This window comes from Citrobacter sp. RHB20-C16, assembly GCF_013890155.1.
GTDB classification, from domain to species: domain Bacteria; phylum Pseudomonadota; class Gammaproteobacteria; order Enterobacterales; family Enterobacteriaceae; genus Citrobacter_A; species Citrobacter_A amalonaticus.
On sequence record NZ_CP057630.1, the window covers coordinates 2,682,880 to 2,703,185 of the forward strand.

The 20,306-nt window shown below is 51.4% G+C and carries 18 protein-coding genes; 7 read left to right on the top strand and 11 right to left on the bottom strand.

Annotated elements, in window-relative coordinates; all coding sequences use genetic code 11:
- Window positions 1-56: 56 nt before the first annotated feature.
- Together HVX64_RS12845 and yciA are read left to right on the top strand one after the other, a co-directional pair.
- Window positions 57-2,243 (top strand): TonB-dependent siderophore receptor, encoded by a 2,187-nt coding sequence (locus HVX64_RS12845; protein WP_044257712.1) that lies wholly within the window; start codon window positions 57-59, stop codon window positions 2,241-2,243.
- A 99-nt stretch (window positions 2,244-2,342) separates the two neighbouring features.
- On the top strand, window positions 2,343-2,741 hold the full coding sequence (gene yciA / locus HVX64_RS12850; protein WP_043000515.1) for an acyl-CoA thioester hydrolase YciA: 399 nt from the start codon (window positions 2,343-2,345) through the stop codon (window positions 2,739-2,741).
- A 48-nt stretch (window positions 2,742-2,789) separates the two neighbouring features.
- Here yciA and tonB read toward each other — a convergent pair whose 3' ends face one another.
- The gene (tonB, locus tag HVX64_RS12855) at window positions 2,790-3,506 is read right to left on the bottom strand and encodes a TonB system transport protein TonB (RefSeq protein WP_044257824.1); all 717 of its coding nucleotides are present in this window, start codon (window positions 3,504-3,506) and stop codon (window positions 2,790-2,792) included.
- A gap of 212 nt (window positions 3,507-3,718) precedes the next feature.
- Between tonB and HVX64_RS12860 the strand changes: the two genes are divergently transcribed.
- Entirely contained in the window at window positions 3,719-4,015 is a 297-nt protein-coding gene (locus HVX64_RS12860; protein ID WP_043000514.1) for a YciI family protein, read from the top strand.
- 41 nt (window positions 4,016-4,056) lie between these two features.
- On the opposite strand, the gene HVX64_RS12865 is transcribed toward HVX64_RS12860, so the two are convergent.
- A complete protein-coding gene (locus HVX64_RS12865; protein ID WP_086512586.1) occupies window positions 4,057-4,230 on the bottom strand; it encodes a YciY family protein in 174 nt (57 codons plus the stop codon).
- Between the two features lie 141 nt (window positions 4,231-4,371).
- Between HVX64_RS12865 and cls the strand changes: the two genes are divergently transcribed.
- Complete coding sequence (cls, locus tag HVX64_RS12870) at window positions 4,372-5,832, top strand: cardiolipin synthase (RefSeq protein WP_044257710.1); 1,461 nt, start codon at window positions 4,372-4,374, stop codon at window positions 5,830-5,832.
- 34 nt (window positions 5,833-5,866) lie between these two features.
- Window positions 5,867-6,196 carry an HI1450 family dsDNA-mimic protein gene (locus HVX64_RS12875; RefSeq protein ID WP_043000512.1) on the top strand — a complete coding sequence of 110 codons (330 nt, stop codon included), beginning with the start codon at window positions 5,867-5,869 and terminating at the stop codon, window positions 6,194-6,196.
- A gap of 35 nt (window positions 6,197-6,231) precedes the next feature.
- Here HVX64_RS12875 and HVX64_RS12880 read toward each other — a convergent pair whose 3' ends face one another.
- From HVX64_RS12880 to ychE, 7 genes are all read right to left on the bottom strand, one after another.
- Window positions 6,232-7,068 carry an ion transporter gene (locus tag HVX64_RS12880; protein WP_043000511.1) on the bottom strand — a complete coding sequence of 279 codons (837 nt, stop codon included), beginning with the start codon at window positions 7,066-7,068 and terminating at the stop codon, window positions 6,232-6,234.
- 47 nt (window positions 7,069-7,115) lie between these two features.
- A complete protein-coding gene (gene oppF, locus HVX64_RS12885; protein WP_043000510.1) occupies window positions 7,116-8,120 on the bottom strand; it encodes a murein tripeptide/oligopeptide ABC transporter ATP-binding protein OppF in 1,005 nt (334 codons plus the stop codon).
- On the bottom strand, window positions 8,117-9,130 hold the full coding sequence (oppD, locus tag HVX64_RS12890) for a murein tripeptide/oligopeptide ABC transporter ATP-binding protein OppD (RefSeq protein WP_043000509.1): 1,014 nt from the start codon (window positions 9,128-9,130) through the stop codon (window positions 8,117-8,119). The genes oppF and oppD overlap by 4 nt, the downstream gene beginning before the upstream one ends.
- 11 nt (window positions 9,131-9,141) lie before the next feature.
- Window positions 9,142-10,050 carry an oligopeptide ABC transporter permease OppC gene (gene oppC, locus HVX64_RS12895; protein ID WP_043000508.1) on the bottom strand — a complete coding sequence of 303 codons (909 nt, stop codon included), beginning with the start codon at window positions 10,048-10,050 and terminating at the stop codon, window positions 9,142-9,144.
- A 14-nt stretch (window positions 10,051-10,064) separates the two neighbouring features.
- Window positions 10,065-10,985, bottom strand: coding sequence for an oligopeptide ABC transporter permease OppB (gene oppB / locus HVX64_RS12900; protein WP_043000507.1), 921 nt, complete (start codon window positions 10,983-10,985; stop codon window positions 10,065-10,067).
- A gap of 119 nt (window positions 10,986-11,104) precedes the next feature.
- Window positions 11,105-12,733 carry an oligopeptide ABC transporter substrate-binding protein OppA gene (gene oppA, locus HVX64_RS12905; protein WP_043000506.1) on the bottom strand — a complete coding sequence of 543 codons (1,629 nt, stop codon included), beginning with the start codon at window positions 12,731-12,733 and terminating at the stop codon, window positions 11,105-11,107.
- A 752-nt stretch (window positions 12,734-13,485) separates the two neighbouring features.
- Window positions 13,486-14,133 (bottom strand): NAAT family transporter YchE, encoded by a 648-nt coding sequence (gene ychE, locus HVX64_RS12910; RefSeq protein ID WP_043000505.1) that lies wholly within the window; start codon window positions 14,131-14,133, stop codon window positions 13,486-13,488.
- 476 nt (window positions 14,134-14,609) lie between these two features.
- Between ychE and adhE the strand changes: the two genes are divergently transcribed.
- Window positions 14,610-17,285, top strand: coding sequence for a bifunctional acetaldehyde-CoA/alcohol dehydrogenase (gene adhE, locus HVX64_RS12915; RefSeq protein ID WP_044257708.1), 2,676 nt, complete (start codon window positions 14,610-14,612; stop codon window positions 17,283-17,285).
- 140 nt (window positions 17,286-17,425) lie between these two features.
- Here adhE and tdk read toward each other — a convergent pair whose 3' ends face one another.
- Window positions 17,426-18,043: a thymidine kinase gene (gene tdk / locus HVX64_RS12920; protein WP_044257707.1), complete on the bottom strand. Its 618-nt coding sequence runs from the start codon at window positions 18,041-18,043 to the stop codon at window positions 17,426-17,428.
- Between the two features lie 604 nt (window positions 18,044-18,647).
- Here tdk and hns point away from each other — a divergent pair.
- Window positions 18,648-19,061 (top strand): histone-like nucleoid-structuring protein H-NS, encoded by a 414-nt coding sequence (gene hns / locus HVX64_RS12925; protein WP_042318627.1) that lies wholly within the window; start codon window positions 18,648-18,650, stop codon window positions 19,059-19,061.
- A 139-nt stretch (window positions 19,062-19,200) separates the two neighbouring features.
- Here hns and galU read toward each other — a convergent pair whose 3' ends face one another.
- A complete protein-coding gene (galU, locus tag HVX64_RS12930) occupies window positions 19,201-20,109 on the bottom strand; it encodes a UTP--glucose-1-phosphate uridylyltransferase GalU (protein ID WP_043000503.1) in 909 nt (302 codons plus the stop codon).
- Window positions 20,110-20,306 lie beyond the last annotated feature (197 nt).

The window sequence follows — 20,306 nt, forward strand, 5'->3', positions numbered from 1 at the left end:
GAGAATAATTATCATTTATATTCCGTATCGAATTTTTACAATTGGGATGTCAGTTGATGAATACGATAACAAAAATTTCTCCACGCCCACTGGCGCTTTTGATTGCCACAGCATTAAGCGGAAATGCATTCGCCACAGACGACGTTCTGAACGACGGTGAAACGATGGTCGTCCAGGCCACCGCCGAAGAAGCTCTCAAGCAACAACCCGGTGTTTCTATTATCACCGCCAAAGACATTGAAAAATCCCCACCGGTCAACGACCTCTCCGATATTATTCGCACCATGCCCGGTGTGAACCTGACGGGCAACAGCGCCAGCGGCAGTCGGGGAAATAACCGTCAGATTGATATTCGCGGCATGGGTCCGGAAAACACGCTGATCTTGATTGACGGCGTGCCGGTCACCTCGCGAAACTCGGTGCGCTATAGCTGGCGCGGGGAGCGTGATACCCGTGGTGACACAAACTGGGTACCGGCAGAGATGGTCGAGCGTATTGAGGTGCTGCGTGGCCCGGCAGCGGCACGTTACGGTTCCGGCGCGGCGGGTGGCGTCGTAAATATCATCACTAAACGGCCAACGAACGACTGGCATGGTTCGCTGTCTCTTTATACCAACCAGCCCGAGAACAGCAAAGAAGGTGCCACCAGGCGAGCGAACGTCAATCTGAGCGGCCCGCTCATTGACGATGTTCTCACCATGCGTTTGTATGGCAACATCAACAAAACTGACGCCGATGCGGCGGATATCAATACCCGGCAAAATAGATCCTATGCCGCAGGGCGCGAAGGGGTGCGCAATAAAGACATCAACGCCCTGCTCTCCTGGAAACTGACGCCACAGCAAATTGTCGATTTTGACTACAGCTACAGTCGTCAGGGCAATATCTATGCCGGGGATACCCAGTATAGCAACGCTAACGTCAGTCCTGACGGGCTGGTCAGTACCCTTTACGGCGATGAAACCAACCGGATGTATCGTCAGTCGTGGGGGCTGACGCATAACGGCATCTGGGACTGGGGGCAGTCTACATTCGGCGTCTACTACGAAAAAACCAATAACACCCGAATGCAGGAAGGCTCGACCGGTAAAGTGGAAGGGATGATCAATAACACCGAATACGCCACCAGCCGCCTGGAATCTTATCGTTCTTCCGGAGAACTCAACATCCCTGTCTTCTGGCTGGTTGATCAAACCCTGACGGTGGGTGCGGAGTGGAACCGTGACGAACTCAACGATCCGGCGTCTATGCAGGCCACCAGCGCATCCGGCGTGCAGATTGGCAATGTCTCCGGTGACGCCTCCAGTCGCAGTTCCAAAAATAGCGCCACGCTCACCGGTATATATCTGGAAGATAATATCGAAGCGCGGCCTGGCACGGATATTATTCCGGGGATCCGTTTTGACTATCACGACGAATTTGGCAGCAACTGGAGCCCCAGTCTGAATATGTCGCAGGAACTGGGCGATCTGTTTAAGCTGAAAGCCGGGATTGCGCGCGTCTTTAAAGCGCCAAACCTGTATCAGTCCAGCGAGGGATATTTGCTCTCCACGCGCGGCAACGGGTGTCCGAATACTATCGCCACCGGCAGTTGTTATCTGCTGGGTAATCCGGATCTGGACCCGGAAATCAGTATTAACAAAGAGATCGGCCTGGAATTTAATTACGCTGGGTGGGATGCGGGAATCACCTGGTTCCGTAATGACTATAAGAATAAAATCGTCGCCGGGACCGATATTATCGGTTACGCCTCCAACGGAAATAACATCCTGCAATGGGAAAATGGTGGCAAAGCGATTGTCGAAGGTCTGGAAGGTAACGTGGTGATCCCGCTGGTGCCGGAAACGTTAAGCTGGCGCACAAACGCGACGTATATGATCAAATCAGAGAACAAGGACACCGGTAACCCGCTCTCCGTGATCCCGAAATACACCATTAATACCCTGCTCGACTGGCAGGTGAACGACAAGCTTTCCACGCAGCTACAGTGGACGCAGTACGGTCGACAAAAACCGCGCGAGTATGCTGAAACGCGCAACGAAACGGGTGCCATGTCGGATAAGGAGATGGGTGCCTACGCGGTTGTCGGACTCGGCGCTAATTACCAGATGACGAAAAACCTGCGCCTGAATGCCGGGATCAGTAACCTCTTCGACAAGCGGATCTATCGTGAAAACGATGGCGCCTCAACCTACAACGAACCCGGACGCGCTTACTATGCGGGCGTAACGATGTCATTCTAATCACCCAAACGCCCGTCTCGCGGGCGTTTCCCCTCTGTTCTCCATGCTAAAATCATAGTAGCATCGCGCCTGAAATTTTTTTCTACAGTCGGTTTTACAATGACAACAACAACTCACGCCCCGCAGGGCGAACTGGTTTTACGCACACTGGCTATGCCTGCCGATACCAATGCCAACGGTGATATTTTTGGCGGCTGGCTGATGTCGCAGATGGATATTGGCGGTGCTATTCAGGCCAAAGAGATTGCCCATGGTCGCGTGGTGACCGTCCGTGTGGAAGGAATGAGCTTTCTGCGTCCGGTTGCCGTCGGCGATGTGGTATGTTGCTACGCCCGTTGTGTGAAGCGCGGAACCACTTCCGTCAGCATCAATATTGAAGTCTGGGTCAAGAAAGTGGCGTCAGAGCCAATTGGCCAGCGCTACAAAGCGACAGAGGCACTGTTTATCTACGTCGCGGTAGATCCAGACGGTAAACCCCGCCCGCTACCGGTAGAATAAATACAAAAAAGCCTCCATTACGGAGGCTTTTACGTTATCACCAGATGATCATTCGATTTGCGTGGTGCCGTTCAGACGGAAGACGATATTCACGACCAGCCCTGAACCCGGTTTACCGGCTTCATAGCGCCATCTGCGCATCGCATTCTTCACTTCACGTTCAAACATGTTAGCCGGTTGCGCTGACACGATTTGTACGTTGTCCACCCGGCCATCGGACGTAACATCAAACTTCACTTTTACCCGCCCCTCAATGCGTAATGCCTGAGCGCGCGCAGGATACTGCGGCTGGTTACGCGTTAACGCACGTGGACCTGCCGGAACGCTCACTGTCGGCTTGCTGGTTGCCGGCGCAGTGCTGGTGGCCGGACGCGAAGGCGCGGTATTCTCAAACGGCGACGCCGGACGCGGCTCGGCAGGTTTGACATCACGCTTCGGCTGCTCCTGTACCTTTTTCACCGGTTTCGGTTTGGGCTTGGGTTTAGGCTTCGGTTTCTCGATAACAACCGGCGCCTCTTTGGGCGGTTCGGGAATCGGTTCCGGCTCAGGTTCAGGCTCGACAACCGCTTCCGGCGGCGGCTGGACAGCCTGCGGCGGTTCCAGGTCGGCTGGCGAAACCATCGTTACGGAGATGGGCTGCGCAGGGGCAGGCAATTCAATAACCTGATGTACCGAGGTATACAAGAGTCCCGCCACTAAAGCGCCATGAATGCCGACAGAAAGTAGCGTCGGCCAGGGAAAGCGACGAGGTAAATCAAGGGTCATTGAAGTCATAATCGTTTCAGTTGAAAAACCAGGCCCCAATTTTAAATGCAAATAGCAATCATATTCAATAAGCCATCGCCATAAGCGCCATTTTTCTCCTAAAAATTCCCTGACAATTGTACGGCCTTAACAAGGCTGTCATCTTTGCGTTGCAGTAAAGAGGCCTTTCAAATAACGTATTTAGCACTTTTACCGAACAAGGAGCCCTATCCGTGCTTTATGTCATCTACGCGCAAGATAACCCGAATTCACTTGAAAAGCGTCTTTCCGTCCGCCCCGCGCATCTGGCACGACTACAGTTGCTTCACGACGAAGGACGTCTCCTGACTGCAGGCCCCATGCCAGCGGTAGATAGTAACGATCCCGGTGCGGCAGGTTTTACCGGCTCCACGGTGATTGCTGAATTTGACTCACTGGAAGAGGCGCAATCCTGGGCCGAGGCTGACCCGTATGTTGCCGCCGGGGTTTACGCGCAGGTTTCAGTGAAACCCTTTAAGAAGACGTTCTGAAAGACGTGTTCATTGGGCACCGCATGCGGTGCCCTGTTCACTCAGAGGCTATGGATCGCAAACAGCAGCGAATTCCGTTGCTGATTCAGGACACATTTTCTGATTGAGTGGATCCGCATATTCCGACGCGACTGTCCTTCAAGCCAACGCGCTTTACGGCGACTGGCCTGACGCAGCATCCGCCAGCGTCCCACTTCCGTTCTACTCCGCTTCATGATACCTACTCTTACAGTGCAAGAATGGGCATTATACCCCCCACAGACAGGCAGGCTAGCGCTTTTGCCGTGTTTTTATTTGCCAGATTTATCATGACGCGTAAACTCATAACAATACGCTTTCAAAAGGATTTTTAATCTATGACAACCTTCTACACGGTGGTGAGTTGGCTGGTCATTCTGGGCTACTGGGTGCTCATTGCCGGTGTAACATTACGTATTTTAATGAAACGTCGCGCGGTTCCTTCTGCGATGGCCTGGCTGCTGATCATTTATATTCTGCCGTTGGTCGGAATTATTGCTTATTTATCCTTCGGGGAACTGCATCTGGGCAAGCGTCGGGCAGAACGCGCTCGCGCAATGTGGCCATCCACCGCAAAGTGGCTGAACGATCTTAAAGCCTGCAAACATATCTTTGCCGAAGAGAACAGCAGCGTCGCCGCTTCGCTGTTCAAACTCTGTGAGCGTCGCCAGGGCATCGCGGGGGTTAAAGGCAACCAACTCCAGTTGCTCACCGATTCTGACGATGTGATGCAGGCGCTGATCCGCGATATTCAGTTGGCACGACATAACATCGAAATGGTGTTCTATATCTGGCAACCTGGCGGTATGGCGGATCAGGTGGCGGAATCCCTGATGGCTGCCGCACGACGCGGGATCCATTGCCGACTCATGCTGGACTCTGCCGGTAGCGTCGCTTTCTTCCGCAGCCCCTGGGCGGCGATGATGCGCAACGCCGGTATCGAAGTGGTCGAAGCGCTGAAGGTTAACCTGTTCCGTGTGTTCCTGCGTCGCATGGACCTGCGTCAGCACCGCAAAATGGTGATGATTGATAACTATATTGCTTATACCGGCAGCATGAATATGGTGGATCCGCGCTTTTTCAAACAGGATGTGGGCGTCGGTCAGTGGGTGGATCTGATGGCGCGGATGGAAGGTCCGGTCGCAACCGCAATGGGCATCGTCTATTCCTGCGACTGGGAGATTGAAACCGGCAAACGCATTCTGCCTCCGCCGCCGGACGTCAACATAATGCCGTTCGAAGAGGCCAGCGGACACACAATTCATACCATCGCTTCCGGCCCAGGCTTTCCGGAAGATCTGATACACCAGGCGCTGCTGACGGCGGCTTATTCGGCGCGTGAATATTTAATTATGACTACCCCCTACTTCGTGCCGAGCGACGATTTGCTGCATGCCATCTGTACAGCGGCGCAGCGCGGTGTGGACGTCAGTATTATTCTGCCACGCAAGAACGATTCACTCTTGGTTGGCTGGGCCAGCCGCGCCTTCTTTACCGAGCTGTTGGCGGCCGGGGTGAAAATTTATCAGTTCGAAGGCGGTCTGTTGCATACCAAGAGCGTACTGGTCGATGGTGAACTCAGTCTGGTCGGGACCGTGAATCTGGATATGCGCAGTCTGTGGCTGAATTTTGAGATCACGCTGGTGATTGATGACGTCGGATTCGGCGGCGATCTGGCGGCTGTGCAGGACGATTATATCTCCCGTTCTCGCCTGCTGGACGCGAATTTGTGGCTAAAACGCCCGCTCTGGCAGCGGATCACCGAGCGACTGTTTTACTTCTTCAGTCCGTTGCTGTAAAACGTGCCCAAGAGACGGTAAACAGGTAGTCACTATGGATATGGATCTGAACAATCGCCTGACTGAAGACGAAACGCTTGAGCAGGCTTACGATATTTTTCTCGAACTGGCGGCCGATAACCTCGACCCGGCGGACATTATTCTGTTCAACCTGCAGTTTGAGGAGCGCGGCGGCGCAGAGTTATTTGATCCGTCAGAAGACTGGCAGGATCACGTGGATTATGACCTGAACCCGGACTTCTTTGCCGAAGTGGTAATTGGTCTGGCAGACAGTGAAGACGGCGAGATCAACGATATTTTTGCCCGCGTGTTGCTGTGTCGCGAAAAAAATCACAAGCTCTGCCATATTCTCTGGCGCGAATAATCAAAGACAAGAGCCGCAATCGCGGCTCTTTTTATTTAGTCCGGCAATTTACTGCCGCAGTGGTTACAAAATTTCGCGCTATGTTCATGCTGGCTCTGCTGGCACTGTGGGCATTGGCGCTGTTGATTCCGCTTTTGAAACGCCATGCTCATATGCGTGGTGATCAACCCAGTAGGAATGGCAATCACTGAATAGCCAATCAAAATCAGGACTGATGCCACAATCCGCCCCAATGGCGTATGTGGCGAAATATCGCCATACCCAACCGTCGTGACGGTCACAATCGCCCAGTAGACCGACGCATTCAGCGTGGTGAATCCATATTCCGGTCCTTCGATGAGATACATCAGCGTGCCGAAAATAATCATCAAAATGCCGATAAACGAATAAAACAGAATCAGTTGATGCCGGGCACTCATAATCGCCCGCCAGAATACCCGTAATGAAGGCATAAAACGCAACAGCTTAAGGATCCGCAGGATACGAATGGCCCGCATAGCCCGCCAGGCAAAAACGTAATTGAGGCTGATTTCCGGCCACAGCCACATCACATACAACGGCAGAATAGTCGCTAAATCAATTAAGCCCCAGAAGCTGAAGACATATTTCGCCGGATTCGGCCAGCTCACTAAACGCAGCAAATATTCCAGCGTAAAGACCAGCGTGATGATGAGTTCAAGCCAGACAAAAATATGCCACTCATCAAGCGTCAGGTGATATTGCGTGCCAAGGCCCGATTCAATAAAAATAACCAGCACGCTCAACAGCGCGAACAGAGCACATAACCCCTCGCCCCGTCGCCCTGAGCGGGTGTTCAGATCGAACAAGCGGTGATAAATCTGCCTGCGAAGCGATGACAAGGAAAACGACACGATAACCTCTGCGAAAAGAAGGGCTGACAGTTTGTCAGCCCTTGCGATTATAGCGGGTCTACTTTAAGGCAGGAAACCGCATGCCGGAAACTGCCTTCTAGTACCGGACGCGTTTTCGCACATTCCGGGCCGGCTATCGGACAACGGGTACGGAATACACAGCCTGACGGCGGGTTAATCGGTGACGGCAATTCCCCTTCCAGTAGCTGAATCGTCTTGTTCTTTTCCAGATCGGGATCGGGAATCGGTACCGCCGACATCAGCGCTTTAGTGTAGGGATGCAGTGGGTTGTGATAGACCTCGTCATAGGTCCCCAGTTCCACGGCATGACCCAGATACATCACCAGCACGCGATCAGAGATATGTTTTACGACCGCCAGGTCATGGGCGATGAAGATCAGCGACAGCCCCATTTCCCGCTGAAGCTGCTGCAAGAGGTTGACGACCTGCGCCTGAATTGACACGTCCAACGCGGAGACCGGCTCATCGCAGATGATCAGCTTCGGCTCCAGAATCAACGCCCGGGCAATCCCGATACGCTGGCACTGACCGCCCGAAAACTCATGCGGATAGCGGTTAATCAGGTTTGGCAGTAAGCCCACCTTCATCATCATCGCTTTCACCCGATCGCGCACTTCCTGACGCGGTAATTTCGGATGATAGGTTCGCAGCGGTTCAGCGATGATTTCACCAATGGTCATGCGAGGGTTCAGCGATGCCAGCGGATCCTGGAAAATCATCTGAATATCACTGCGAACGTCCCGCCATTCATCGGGGTTCATCCCCAGCAGGTCTTTACCCAACCATGCCACCCGACCATCGGTCGCTTTTACCAGCCCGATAATGGCCCGGGCAAAGGTCGATTTCCCGCAGCCGGATTCGCCAACGACCCCCAGCGTCTCTCCTTCATACAGCCGCAGCGTCACGCCATCGACTGCCTTCAGCGTTTTTGAGGGCTGCCAGAACCACTGCTTGCCATCTTTAATGTCGAAATGCACCTTCAGATCGGCGATTTCCAGGAGGACTTTACGTTTTTCATCTACAGCGTTCATGCCAGATCCTCCACCGGTTTAAAGCAGGCGCGCAGGCGACCTGGACTGAACTCCTCCAGCGGCGGAGTGGTGCTACAAATCTCCATCGCATGCGGACAGCGCGGCTGGAACGGACAGCCTTTCGGCAGACGCAGTAAGTTGGGCGGGTTCCCCGGAATCGTCAGCATCTCGTCACCTTCGCCATCCAGACGCGGCACCGCATTGAGAAGACCTATCGAATAAGGATGAACGGGCTGATAAAAGACATCGCGGGCATTACCGTATTCCATCGTCCGACCGGCATACATCACCAGCACTTTATCGCAAATCCCGGCCACCACCCCAAGATCGTGGGTAATCATGATGATGGCGGTGTTGAATTCACGCTTCAGTTCATTGAGAAGCGTCATGATTTGCGCCTGCACGGTAACATCCAGGGCGGTCGTCGGTTCGTCGGCAATCAGTAACTTCGGCCGGCACAGCAGCGCCATTGCGATCATCACGCGCTGACGCATACCGCCGGAAAATTCATGCGGGAACATTTTCATCCGCTTACGCGCTTCCGGCATTTTGACCGCATCCAGCATTCTGACCGACTCTTCAAACGCCTCCGCTTTGCTCATGCTTTTATGCAGCATCAGCACTTCCATCAGTTGCTCCCCGACACGCATGTAGGGATTCAGCGAGGTCATCGGGTCCTGAAAAATCATCGAGATTTGCTCGGCGCGCAGCTTATTCAGTTCGTGCTCCGGCAGATTGAGGATCTCGCGGCCGCTAAACGTCGCCGAACCGCCTATCCGACCATTCGCGGCCAGCAGCCCCATCAACGCAAACGCGGTCTGTGATTTACCTGAACCGGACTCACCGACGATGCCGAGGGTTTCTCCGGCGCGCAGCGTAAAGTTCAAATCATTCACCGCGGTGACATCACCGTCCGGGGTACTGAACGTCACACGAAGATCTTTTACGTCCAGCAGTGCGTTAGCCCTTTGCTGCGCGAACGGCACGCCTGCAGTTTCAATTACGCTCATGGCTGCACTCCTTAACGGTCTTTCGGGTCGAGGGCATCACGCAAGCCATCGCCAATAAAGTTAAAACAGAACAACGTCACCACCAGAAAAGCGGCCGGGAACAGCAGTAGCCACGGCGACACTTCCATCGAGTTGGCGCCATCGCTTAGCAACGCGCCCCAACTGCTCAGCGGCTCCTGCGTCCCCAGCCCCAGGAAGCTGAGGAACGATTCGAACAGGATCATGCTTGGCACCAGCAAGGAGGCGTACACCACCACCACGCCCAGCACGTTAGGCACAATATGACGCAGGACGATGTTACCGGTCGACACGCCGCCCACCTGCGCGGCTTCAATAAATTCTTTCCGCTTCAGGCTCAGGGTTTGCCCGCGCACAATACGCGCCATATCCAGCCAGGAAACCATCCCGATCGCCACAAAAATCAGCAGAATATTTTGCCCGAAGAAGGTGACCAGCAGGATAACGAAGAACATAAACGGGAAGGAGTTGAGGATTTCCAGCAGGCGCATCATCACCGAGTCGATTTTGCCGCCCAGATAGCCTGAAAGCGAGCCGTACAGCGTCCCCACGACCACCGCAACGAGCGCGGCCGCGATGCCGACCATCAGCGAGATCCGCCCGCCAATCGCCACGCGCACCAGCAGGTCGCGTCCAGAGGAGTCGGTACCAAAATAGTGACCAGACTCGCTATCCGGCGCGCTAGACATCATGCCCCAGTCGGTATCGAAGTAGGTGAACTGCGACAGCATCGGTGCCAGCGTCACGAACAGCGCAATCACCACCAACACAATCAGACTGGCAACCGCAGCGCGGTTATGCATAAAACGACGGCGAGCATCCTGCCACAGGCTGCGCCCCTCGACCTCCAGCTTCTCACTGAAATTCTCCAGCGCTTCGCTGTTTTTCTTACCTAACATCATCGCGAGCTCCAGTATCAGTAACGAATTTTCGGGTCGATGACGGCATAGAGCACGTCAACAATCGCATTAAAGACAATGGTCAATGTCCCCACGAGGATCGTCAGGCTGAGAACCAGCGAGTAATCGCGGTTCAGCGCGCCGTTAACAAACAGCTGACCAATCCCCGGCAAACCATAGATTGTCTCAATGACCATTGAACCTGTGATAATCCCGACAAATGCCGGTCCCATATAGGAGAGCACCGGGAGTAACGCCGGTTTCAACGCATGGCGGAAAATAATACGGCGCATCGGCAGCCCTTTCGCTCGCGCGGTGCGAATGAAGTTTGAGTGCAGCACTTCAATCATTGAGCCACGGGTGATACGCGCAATACTGGCAATATAGGCCAGTGATAACGCCACCATCGGCAGGATCATAAATTTCAGCGCCCCGCCATTCCAGCCGCCACCCGGCAGCCATTTGAGGGTGATCGCAAATATCATGACCAGCAGAGGCGCGACCACAAAGCTCGGTATTACCACCCCGGTCATCGCCACCCCCATGACCGCATAGTCCCATCGCGTGTTTTGCTTCAACGCGGCAATTACGCCAGCGCTCACCCCGAGGATCACGGCCAGAAAAAAGGCGGCAAGACCCAGTTTCGCCGATACCGGAAAACTCGAAGCGACCAGGTCGTTAACCGTATAATCTTTGTATTTAAAGGAAGGACCGAAATCACCGTGCGCCAGTTGCTTCAGATAGCTGAAATACTGGGTCATGATAGGGTCGTTAAGATGGTATTTCGCTTCAATGTTTGCCAGAACTTCTGCCGGCAGCGCGCGTTCACCGGTGAAGGGACTTCCCGGCGCAAGACGCATCATAAAGAACGAAATGGTAATAAGAATAAACAGCGTCGGAATTGCTTCCAGACAGCGGCGTAGAATAAATTTCAACATTGCCCGTACCTTCTGGCGTGTGCCTTTACACCCCTTCACGCAGAACCGCTAATGAGAGGTGTTGAGAGTCGACGAAAAAAGACACTGTGGGGCAACGTCTGCTGCCCCACCCTTTGCCATTAATGCTTGATAATATACAAATCTTTGACGTGGATATTATCCATCGGGTCTTTACCGGTATAACCACCCACCCACGGTTTCACCAGACGGGCGTTGACGTAGTAGAACACCGGCACAATCGCAGAATCTTTATCAAGCTGCTGCTCGGCTTTGCCGTAAAGCTCAGTACGCTGCTCTTCATTCGTTGCTTTCAGCGCATCGGCAAGGATCTTGTCAAACGCCGGGCTCTTATAATGCGTCGTGTTGTTTGAGCTGTCAGACAACACCATGTTCAGGAAGGAAGTCGGTTCGTTGTAATCCGCACACCAGGCCGCACGGGAAACATCATAGTTGCCCTGATGACGCGTATCGAGGAAGGTTTTCCATTCCTGGTTTTCCAGCTTGACGTTCACACCTAAGTTTTTCTTCCAGATGGACGCCGCGGCGATAGCCAGTTTCTTGTGCAGATCGGACGTGTTATACAGCAGGTTGAAGGTCAACGGTTTATCAGCGGTATATCCGGCTTCGGCCAGTAATTTTTTCGCTTCTTCGTTACGTTTTTCCTGCGTCCAGCCAAACCATTCTGGTTCAGCCAGTTTTGCGCCGTCAGTATACGGAGGCGTGAAGCTGTATGCCGGCAGGTCGCCCTGGTTTTTCACTTTATTAACGATAATATCGCGGTCCAGCGCCAGCTTAAGCGCGGTACGCACGCGGACATCCGTAAACGGTGCTTTCTGGTTATTGATTTCGTAATAGTAGGTGCACAGATACGGGTCAACATGAACTTCGTTCGGGATCTCTTTTTTCAGTTTCTGGAACAGTTCAATCGGCATGTTGTTATAGGTCATGTCGATTTCACCGCTGCGGTAACGGTTAACGTCTGTCACCTCTGATGCGATCGGCAGGTACGTCACCTGATTAATGACCGTTTTGGCGTTGTCCCAGTAATTAGGATTGCGCTCGAGCACGATATGCTCGTTAACCACCCAGTCTTTCAGCTTATACGCACCGTTGGTGATGATATTGGCTGGCTGAGTCCACTTCTCACCGTATTTTTCAACGGCGGCTTTAGGAACCGGGGAAACGGATGAGTGCACCAGCAGTTTGTAGAAATAAGGTACAGGCTCGCTGAGGGTCACTTCAAAGGTATTATCATCAATGGCTTTAACGCCAAGATCGGTTGGCGGTTTCTTGCCGGCAACGATGTCATCAATATTGACAATATGACCATACTGCAGATAACTGGCGTACGGGGATGCGGTATTCGGATTCGCCAGACGTTGCCAGCTGTAAACAAAATCGTGGGCCGTCACCGGTGAGCCATCGGACCATTTTGCATCTTTGCGCAGATGGAATGTCCAGACTTTAAAATCTTTATTTTCCCATTTCTCAGCCACGCCCGGAGACGGTTTACCGTCGACGTCACTGATGATTAAGCCTTCAAACAGATCGCGGCTGATATTGGATTCCGGCACCCCTTCGATTTTATGCGGATCGAGAGACTGAACTTCCGAACCATTATTTCGCACCAGCGTCTGCTTTTCCGCCAGTTGCACACCTGCGGGGACGACGGCAGCTGTCGCGACATTTCCGGCGATGAGCGCAGTTAAAATTCCTGCCGCCACTAAACTTTTCTTCGTGTTGGTCATTGTGTTTGTACTCCCTCATTATAATTACTGGTTTTATCACCAGCCTGTTAATCCCGTCAGGGATCTCTGATCAGCTTCGGAGACTTTCAGCTGCCAGGTCGTTTACTGCCTGCTATCACCGACTTTATTTATTCTGGCGATTCGTTTGATCACCTTACGTCGATTCGTTATGCACCTCCCCTGTCAGGGGGCGCATGAATAGTGGCCAGACTGCTTAGTTGATATTTATTCTCATCAACAAGCAATCCGCTGCAATATGAACTGTCGGAAAGTAACAAAAGCATTTATTAACCGCCAATACAATTTACAGATTTGTTAAGCAATTCTCTTTTAGAGAAAAAATTGCGTTCCGGCGGAACGTTCCGAAACAAGCAAAATAACAACAATCGCTTAGCAATCAATCAATTAGTGATACCCCATTCGTCTGAGACCCTTGATCTCTGCAAAAGGCGTATAAATATACAAAAATTTAACAATTGGTTATTTTTTAGCACATTACTCTGCAAGTTCATTGAATTAACTAATATCATCTCAATTATCCTTCAGCAAGCCCCGGATTGTGATGTGAGCAAAATAACAATGCAGAGCCTCGCAAAGGGATTAAAAAGACTGTTAAATCAAGGGACTTAATACCGACAGAGGCATCAGTGATTCCCGGTAGGCGGGACTGAAAGTAAGAAAGGTGACGAGACGGGACAATAAAAAAGACGGAGCCGTGAACAGCTCCGTGGGATATTTCATCTGAAAGCGAATTAGCTTAAAAGCCCTGGAAATATGGCCTTAATACCGGTGACAATAAACTCGATGCCCAGCGCCATTAAGAGTAGCCCCATAATTCGGGTAATCACGTTAATACCCGTTTGGCCCAGAACACGCACCAACCACGGTGCCATGCGGAAGAGTCCCCAACAGCACAGGGCAAAAAGCGCAATCGCCACAAAGAAGCCAAGCAGGTACATCACACTGTGATAACGCGTTCCCCACACAATGGTTGAACTGATCGCGCCGGGGCCTGCCATCAGCGGCAGCGCCAGGGGAACCACACCTACACTTTCACGGATCGCCGTTTCTGATTTTTCCTGCTTGTTCTGCTTATCCTCACCCAGTTTGCCGCTAATCATCGACATCGCAATGGTGACCACAAGGATCCCGCCGGCGATACGAAACGAATCAATTGAGATACCGAACAGTTGCAGAATGCCGTCGCCGAGGAATAGCGAGGTCCACAGAATGATCGCAACGGACAGGTTAGCAGTGAGGTTCGTTTTGTTGCGCGCCGCCGCTGTCTGGTAGCTGGTCATACTGATGAAGACAGGAATAATCCCAACCGGGTTCACTAACGCGAACAACCCGATGAAAAATTTAAAATAAACAGGAAAATCAAACAGCGTTTGGATCACGGTTAGCTCCGAAGCGTTAGCCGTATAAAGTAAGTTAAAATAACCGAGTAAAAACCGTGCTGAAGATACGCCTTTTCACAGCACATTTCACCAGGGCAAACGTAAAATTGCTACCATTCCTGAGTGTTACTAATATGTTTTAATTATGATAATTTGAGACCCATTCACCACTACAATTACACAACACTTAGCGTTTAGGGCTAAAACGGCCTGCTGAAAGGTGTCAGCTTTGCTAAATCTTGATCCAGATCACGTAATCGCTACTCAGAAGTGAGTAACCTTGCTTACGCCACCTGGAAGTAACGCGTTAGAGTTAGATGACGCTGACGCATAAGCTCTTTTAGTAAATCAGAGCAAACTGAACGTTAAGTAACCAATTGATTTTCTGGCTGTTATACAAACTAACGCCCGCTGTCTATACTCACGTATCGAGCAGATGATTTACTAAAAAAGTTTAACATTATCAGGAGAGCATTATGGCTGTTACTAATGTCGCTGAACTTAACGCACTCGTCGAGCGCGTCAAAAAAGCCCAGCGTGAATATGCCAGTTTCACTCAAGAACAAGTTGATAAAATCTTCCGCGCCGCCGCTCTGGCTGCTGCAGATGCTCGAATTCCTCTCGCGAAGATGGCCGTTGCCGAATCCGGTATGGGTATCGTCGAAGATAAAGTGATTAAAAACCACTTTGCTTCTGAATACATCTATAACGCTTACAAAGATGAAAAAACCTGCGGCGTGCTGTCTGAAGACGACACCTTCGGGACCATCACCATTGCTGAACCAATTGGTATCATCTGCGGTATCGTACCAACCACTAACCCAACCTCTACGGCAATCTTTAAGTCTCTGATTAGCCTGAAAACCCGTAACGCGATCATCTTTTCTCCGCATCCGCGTGCAAAAGATGCTACCAACAAAGCGGCCGATATCGTACTGCAGGCTGCTATCGCTGCCGGTGCGCCGAAAGATCTGATTGGCTGGATCGATCAACCTTCCGTTGAACTGTCTAACGCACTGATGCACCACCCGGATATCAACCTGATTCTGGCGACTGGTGGTCCTGGCATGGTTAAAGCCGCATACAGCTCCGGTAAACCCGCTATCGGTGTGGGTGCAGGTAACACGCCAGTAGTTATTGATGAAACCGCTGATATCAAACGTGCAGTCGCCTCTGTACTGATGTCCAAAACCTTCGACAACGGCGTTATCTGTGCTTCTGAACAGTCTGTTGTTGTGGTTGATTCTGTTTACGATGCCGTTCGCGAACGTTTCGCCAGCCACGGTGGCTACATGCTGCAAGGCAAAGAGCTGAAAGCGGTTCAGGACGTGATCCTGAAAAATGGCGCGCTGAACGCCGCTATCGTAGGTCAGCCTGCGCACAAAATCGCTGAACTGGCAGGTTTCACTGTGCCAGAAACCACTAAGATCCTGATCGGTGAAGTGAAAGTGGTTGATGAGAGCGAACCGTTCGCTCACGAAAAACTGTCCCCGACGCTGGCGATGTACCGTGCGAAAGATTTTGAAGACGCGGTCATTAAAGCGGAGAAACTTGTGGCGATGGGCGGTATCGGTCATACCTCTTGCCTGTACACCGACCAGGACAACCAGCCGGAGCGCGTGGCTTACTTCGGTCAGATGATGAAAACCGCACGTATCCTGATCAACACCCCGGCATCTCAGGGTGGTATCGGTGACCTGTATAACTTCAAACTCGCACCTTCCCTGACTCTGGGTTGTGGTTCCTGGGGTGGTAACTCCATCTCTGAAAACGTTGGTCCGAAACACCTGATCAACAAGAAAACCGTTGCTAAGCGAGCTGAAAACATGTTGTGGCACAAACTTCCGAAATCTATCTACTTCCGCCGTGGCTCACTGCCAATCGCGCTGGATGAAGTGATTACTGATGGCCACAAACGTGCGCTCATCGTGACTGACCGCTTCCTGTTCAACAACGGTTATGCAGACCAGATCACCTCTGTGCTGAAAGCGGCTGGCGTTGAAACTGAAGTGTTCTTTGAAGTGGAAGCGGACCCGACGCTCTCTGTTGTCCGTAAAGGTGCAGAGCTGGCAAACTCCTTCAAACCTGACGTGATCATTGCGCTGGGTGGCGGTTCCCCTATGGACGCCGCGAAAATCATGTGGGTGATGTACGAACATCCGGAAACTCACTTCGAAGAACTGGCGTTGCGCTTTATGGACATCCGTAAACGTATCTACAAGTTCCCGAAAATGGGTGTCAAAGCGAAAATGATTGCGGTCACCACCACTTCTGGTACCGGTTCTGAAGTAACTCCGTTTGCGGTTGTTACTGACGATGCGACCGGTCAGAAATACCCGCTGGCTGACTACGCCCTGACCCCGGATATGGCAATTGTCGATGCTAACCTGGTCATGGACATGCCGAAGTCCCTGTGTGCCTTCGGTGGTCTGGATGCCGTCACTCACGCCCTGGAAGCTTACGTTTCCGTACTGGCTTCTGAGTTCTCTGATGGTCAGGCACTGCAAGCGCTGAAACTGCTGAAAGAAAACCTGCCGGCGTCTTACAACGAAGGGTCTAAAAACCCGGTCGCCCGTGAACGTGTTCACAGTGCAGCCACTATCGCCGGTATCGCGTTTGCGAACGCCTTCCTCGGCGTGTGTCACTCCATGGCGCACAAACTGGGCTCACAGTTCCACATTCCGCATGGTCTGGCGAACGCCCTGTTGATCAGCAACGTTATTCGCTACAACGCGAACGACAACCCGACCAAACAGACTGCCTTCAGCCAGTATGACCGTCCGCAGGCACGCCGTCGTTATGCTGAAATCGCAGACCATCTGGGTCTGAGCGCACCGGGCGACCGTACTGCTGCGAAGATTGAGAAACTGCTGGCATGGCTGGAAAGCCTGAAAGCTGAACTGGGTATTCCGAAGTCAATCCGTGAAGCAGGCGTTCAGGAAGCTGACTTCCTGGCTCACGTTGACAAGCTGTCTGAAGATGCATTCGATGACCAGTGCACCGGCGCTAACCCGCGCTACCCGCTGATCTCCGAACTGAAACAGATCCTGCTGGATACCTTCTACGGTCGTGAGTTCTCTGAAGGCACCCCGGCGGCGAAAGAAGTTGCCGCTGCTCCGAAAGCAGAGAAAAAAGCAAAGAAATCTGCGTAATTCTCGCTGAACTGTTACAACGTAAAAGCGGCCTCTGATGAGGCCGCTTTTTTTGTCTCCGAAATCCGTCTCTGTTGTTGCCCCACGGTCGGGTCTGTAAACGGTTCAGCGCGTCGCTAAGCGTTTATCAGTAGGTAAAATTAGTCGTGGCTATGGCGTTCCTGTATCGCCGTCAGAGAGCCCTCCTCCAGCGCTTCCTTATAATGCTTACGACAGACCGAGACATACCGCTCGTTGCCGCCAATAACTACCTGCTCGCCTTCATTGTAGGGTCTGCCCGCCTGATCAAGACGCAACACCATACTTGCTTTACGCCCGCAGAAGCAGATCGTTTTTAATTCCACCAGCTTATCTGACCACGCCAACAGGTATTGGCTACCCACAAATAGTTCACCGCGAAAATCAGTGCGTAATCCGTAGCACAACACCGGAATATCCAGTTGATCAACAACTTCCGATAATTCATAAACCTGCTGCCGGGTTAAAAACTGACATTCATCCACCAGCACGCAATGAATAGGTTGACGCGCATTATCAGCTGCAATCTCTTCATACAACGATGAATTCTGGTTAAACAATTTGGCGGGAGAAGACAACCCGATACGCGAACTCACTTTCCCCGCACCATAACGATCGTCTATTTCCGCGGTATATACGACAGTACGCATCCCGCGTTCCTGGTAATTGTATGAAGATTGCAGTAAGGCTGTCGACTTACCTGCATTCATTGCTGAATAGTAGAAATATAGCTGTGCCATCGGCCACAGACCCTCACCAAAGTGAAATAAAGACGGGGCGCAGTGTAGCATAATTTCAATCGTTATCGGTGCCAGGTTCTGTTCTCGTTGGCTATATCTTCCGCCTCCCCCTCCCGGCGCGAGAAAAATCTGTAGGGCCGAATGTACGGAAAATACGAATTAACAATTGAACAAACAATGCGCGGCGGCTCCCATTCTTGTCGTAATGTGCGTTTGATATTCATCAACGCTGCTTATCAACGCTGACCTAATGGAAACCCTGAACTTATTGTTACTGTTCTACATAACTGTTGCGAAGTAATAGACTGTGCCCATCAACAAAACTAATACAAAAGGTTGAAATCACTACAATGAATGTCTATTTCATCATGTGAAAATGTGACCTGAATCCGGATGTTCTCGCCTGAAAAAAGGAGTAACCGCTCAGCCAATAAGCCTTTTTTTGTGCGTTCCTTCAAGAAAAATTTAAGTTCGGATATTTATTGCAGGCAAAAAATAAAGGGCAATTTTGAATTCCTTACATTCCTGGCTATTGCACATCTGAATTTAACGCTCTATTATTAGCTCAACAAACCACCCCCAATATAAGTTTGAGATTACTACAATGAGCGAAGCACTTAAAATTCTGAACAACATCCGTACTCTTCGTGCGCAGGCAAGAGAATGTACCCTTGAGACGCTGGAAGAAATGCTGGAAAAATTAGAAGTTGTTGTTAACGAACGTCGTGAAGAAGAAAGCGCGGCAGCCGCTGAAGTTGAAGAGCGCACTCGTAAACTGCAACAATATCGTGAAATGCTGATTGCTGACGGTATTGATCCGAATGAACTGCTGAATAGCATGGCAGCGGTTAAATCCGGCACCAAAGCTAAACGTGCAGCGCGTCCGGCTAAATATAGCTACGTTGACGAAAACGGTGAAACTAAAACCTGGACTGGTCAGGGTCGTACTCCGGCAGTGATCAAGAAAGCAATGGAAGAGCAAGGTAAACAACTGGACGATTTCCTGATTAAGGAATAATCTGTAATCTCCTTGCTTAAAATCCCGCGCTCTGCGGGATTTTTTATGCCTGCAATCTGACGATTTCTCATCAAGCGTTGGTATAAAAAAACGGCGCTGGATGTCAGCGCCGTCTCAGTTCGTTAATTATAACGTCTGGTTACTTTTTAATACCCATCTCTTCTTCGAGCCAGGCCTTAAATTCGCTACCAAGCGAATTATGTCGAATGCCATATTCCACAAACGCCTGCATATAACCTAATTTATTGCCGCAGTCGTGGCTCTTTCCTTTCATATGGTAGGCTTCAACAGTCTCTTTTTCGATCAGCATGTCAATCGCGTCAGTCAACTGAATTTCGTCACCCGCGCCTGGAGGGGTTTTCGCCAGCAGAGGCCAGATGTCCGCGCTCAACACGTAGCGGCCAACAATCGCCAGGTTTGACGGGGCGACATCGGCTTTCGGTTTCTCCACAACGCCCACCATTGGCACGCTCTCACCTGGTGCCAGCGGTACGCCTTTACAGTCAACCACACCGTATGCGGTCACATCCGCGACCGGTTCAACCATAATCTGGCTATTTCCGGTTTCATCAAATCGACGGATCATTTCAGCCAGATTATCCTGGGATAAATCGGACTCAAACTCATCAAGAATAACGTCAGGCAAAATAACCGCGACAGGTTCATTACCAACCACGGGATGGGCGCACAATACCGCATGGCCCAGGCCTTTTGCCAGCCCCTGGCGAACCTGCATTATCGTGACGTGTGGCGGACAAATAGACTGAACTTCTTCGAGTAGCTGGCGCTTAACGCGTTTTTCCAGCATCGCTTCCAGTTCGAAACTGGTATCGAAGTGGTTTTCGATCGAATTTTTCGAGGAGTGCGTCACCAGTACAATTTCAGTGATGCCCGCAGCAATACACTCGTTTACGACATACTGAATTAATGGCTTATCAACCAGCGGCAACATCTCTTTCGGGATCGCTTTCGTCGCCGGTAACATCCTGGTTCCTAATCCCGCTACCGGGATAACGGCTTTTTTGACTTTCGTGTTAATGGCAGCCATTTAAATTCTCCTGGACTGTTCATGTATTGAACGTGTTCATCAATCTGTATCGCATCGAGTATATCAGGACTGACACAAGCCTCAGGTCCGAAAAGGATGCGTGTTCGTATAATTAAGATAAATACGTATAAGACTGGCGCAGATAGTAACACCCGCAGAGAAAGGCAGATACGGCAATTTGCATCCGCCCTCTCGAT

Excerpts from the sequence above, each read along its gene's own strand:
- oppB (WP_043000507.1), bottom strand. The coding sequence starts at position 10,985 with ATGTTGAAATTTATTCTACGCCGCTGTCTGGAAGCAATTCCGACGCTG.
- galU (WP_043000503.1), bottom strand. The coding sequence starts at position 20,109 with ATGGCTGCCATTAACACGAAAGTCAAAAAAGCCGTTATCCCGGTAGCG.
- adhE (WP_044257708.1), top strand. The coding sequence starts at position 14,610 with ATGGCTGTTACTAATGTCGCTGAACTTAACGCACTCGTCGAGCGCGTC.
- HVX64_RS12845 (WP_044257712.1), top strand. The coding sequence starts at position 57 with ATGAATACGATAACAAAAATTTCTCCACGCCCACTGGCGCTTTTGATT.
- oppF (WP_043000510.1), bottom strand. The coding sequence starts at position 8,120 with ATGAACGCTGTAGATGAAAAACGTAAAGTCCTCCTGGAAATCGCCGAT.
- yciA (WP_043000515.1), top strand. The coding sequence starts at position 2,343 with ATGACAACAACAACTCACGCCCCGCAGGGCGAACTGGTTTTACGCACA.
- cls (WP_044257710.1), top strand. The coding sequence starts at position 4,372 with ATGACAACCTTCTACACGGTGGTGAGTTGGCTGGTCATTCTGGGCTAC.
- oppC (WP_043000508.1), bottom strand. The coding sequence starts at position 10,050 with ATGATGTTAGGTAAGAAAAACAGCGAAGCGCTGGAGAATTTCAGTGAG.
- oppD (WP_043000509.1), bottom strand. The coding sequence starts at position 9,130 with ATGAGCGTAATTGAAACTGCAGGCGTGCCGTTCGCGCAGCAAAGGGCT.
- tonB (WP_044257824.1), bottom strand. The coding sequence starts at position 3,506 with ATGACCCTTGATTTACCTCGTCGCTTTCCCTGGCCGACGCTACTTTCT.
- tdk (WP_044257707.1), bottom strand. The coding sequence starts at position 18,043 with ATGGCACAGCTATATTTCTACTATTCAGCAATGAATGCAGGTAAGTCG.
- oppA (WP_043000506.1), bottom strand. The coding sequence starts at position 12,733 with ATGACCAACACGAAGAAAAGTTTAGTGGCGGCAGGAATTTTAACTGCG.
- HVX64_RS12875 (WP_043000512.1), top strand. The coding sequence starts at position 5,867 with ATGGATATGGATCTGAACAATCGCCTGACTGAAGACGAAACGCTTGAG.
- hns (WP_042318627.1), top strand. The coding sequence starts at position 18,648 with ATGAGCGAAGCACTTAAAATTCTGAACAACATCCGTACTCTTCGTGCG.
- HVX64_RS12865 (WP_086512586.1), bottom strand. The coding sequence starts at position 4,230 with ATGAAGCGGAGTAGAACGGAAGTGGGACGCTGGCGGATGCTGCGTCAG.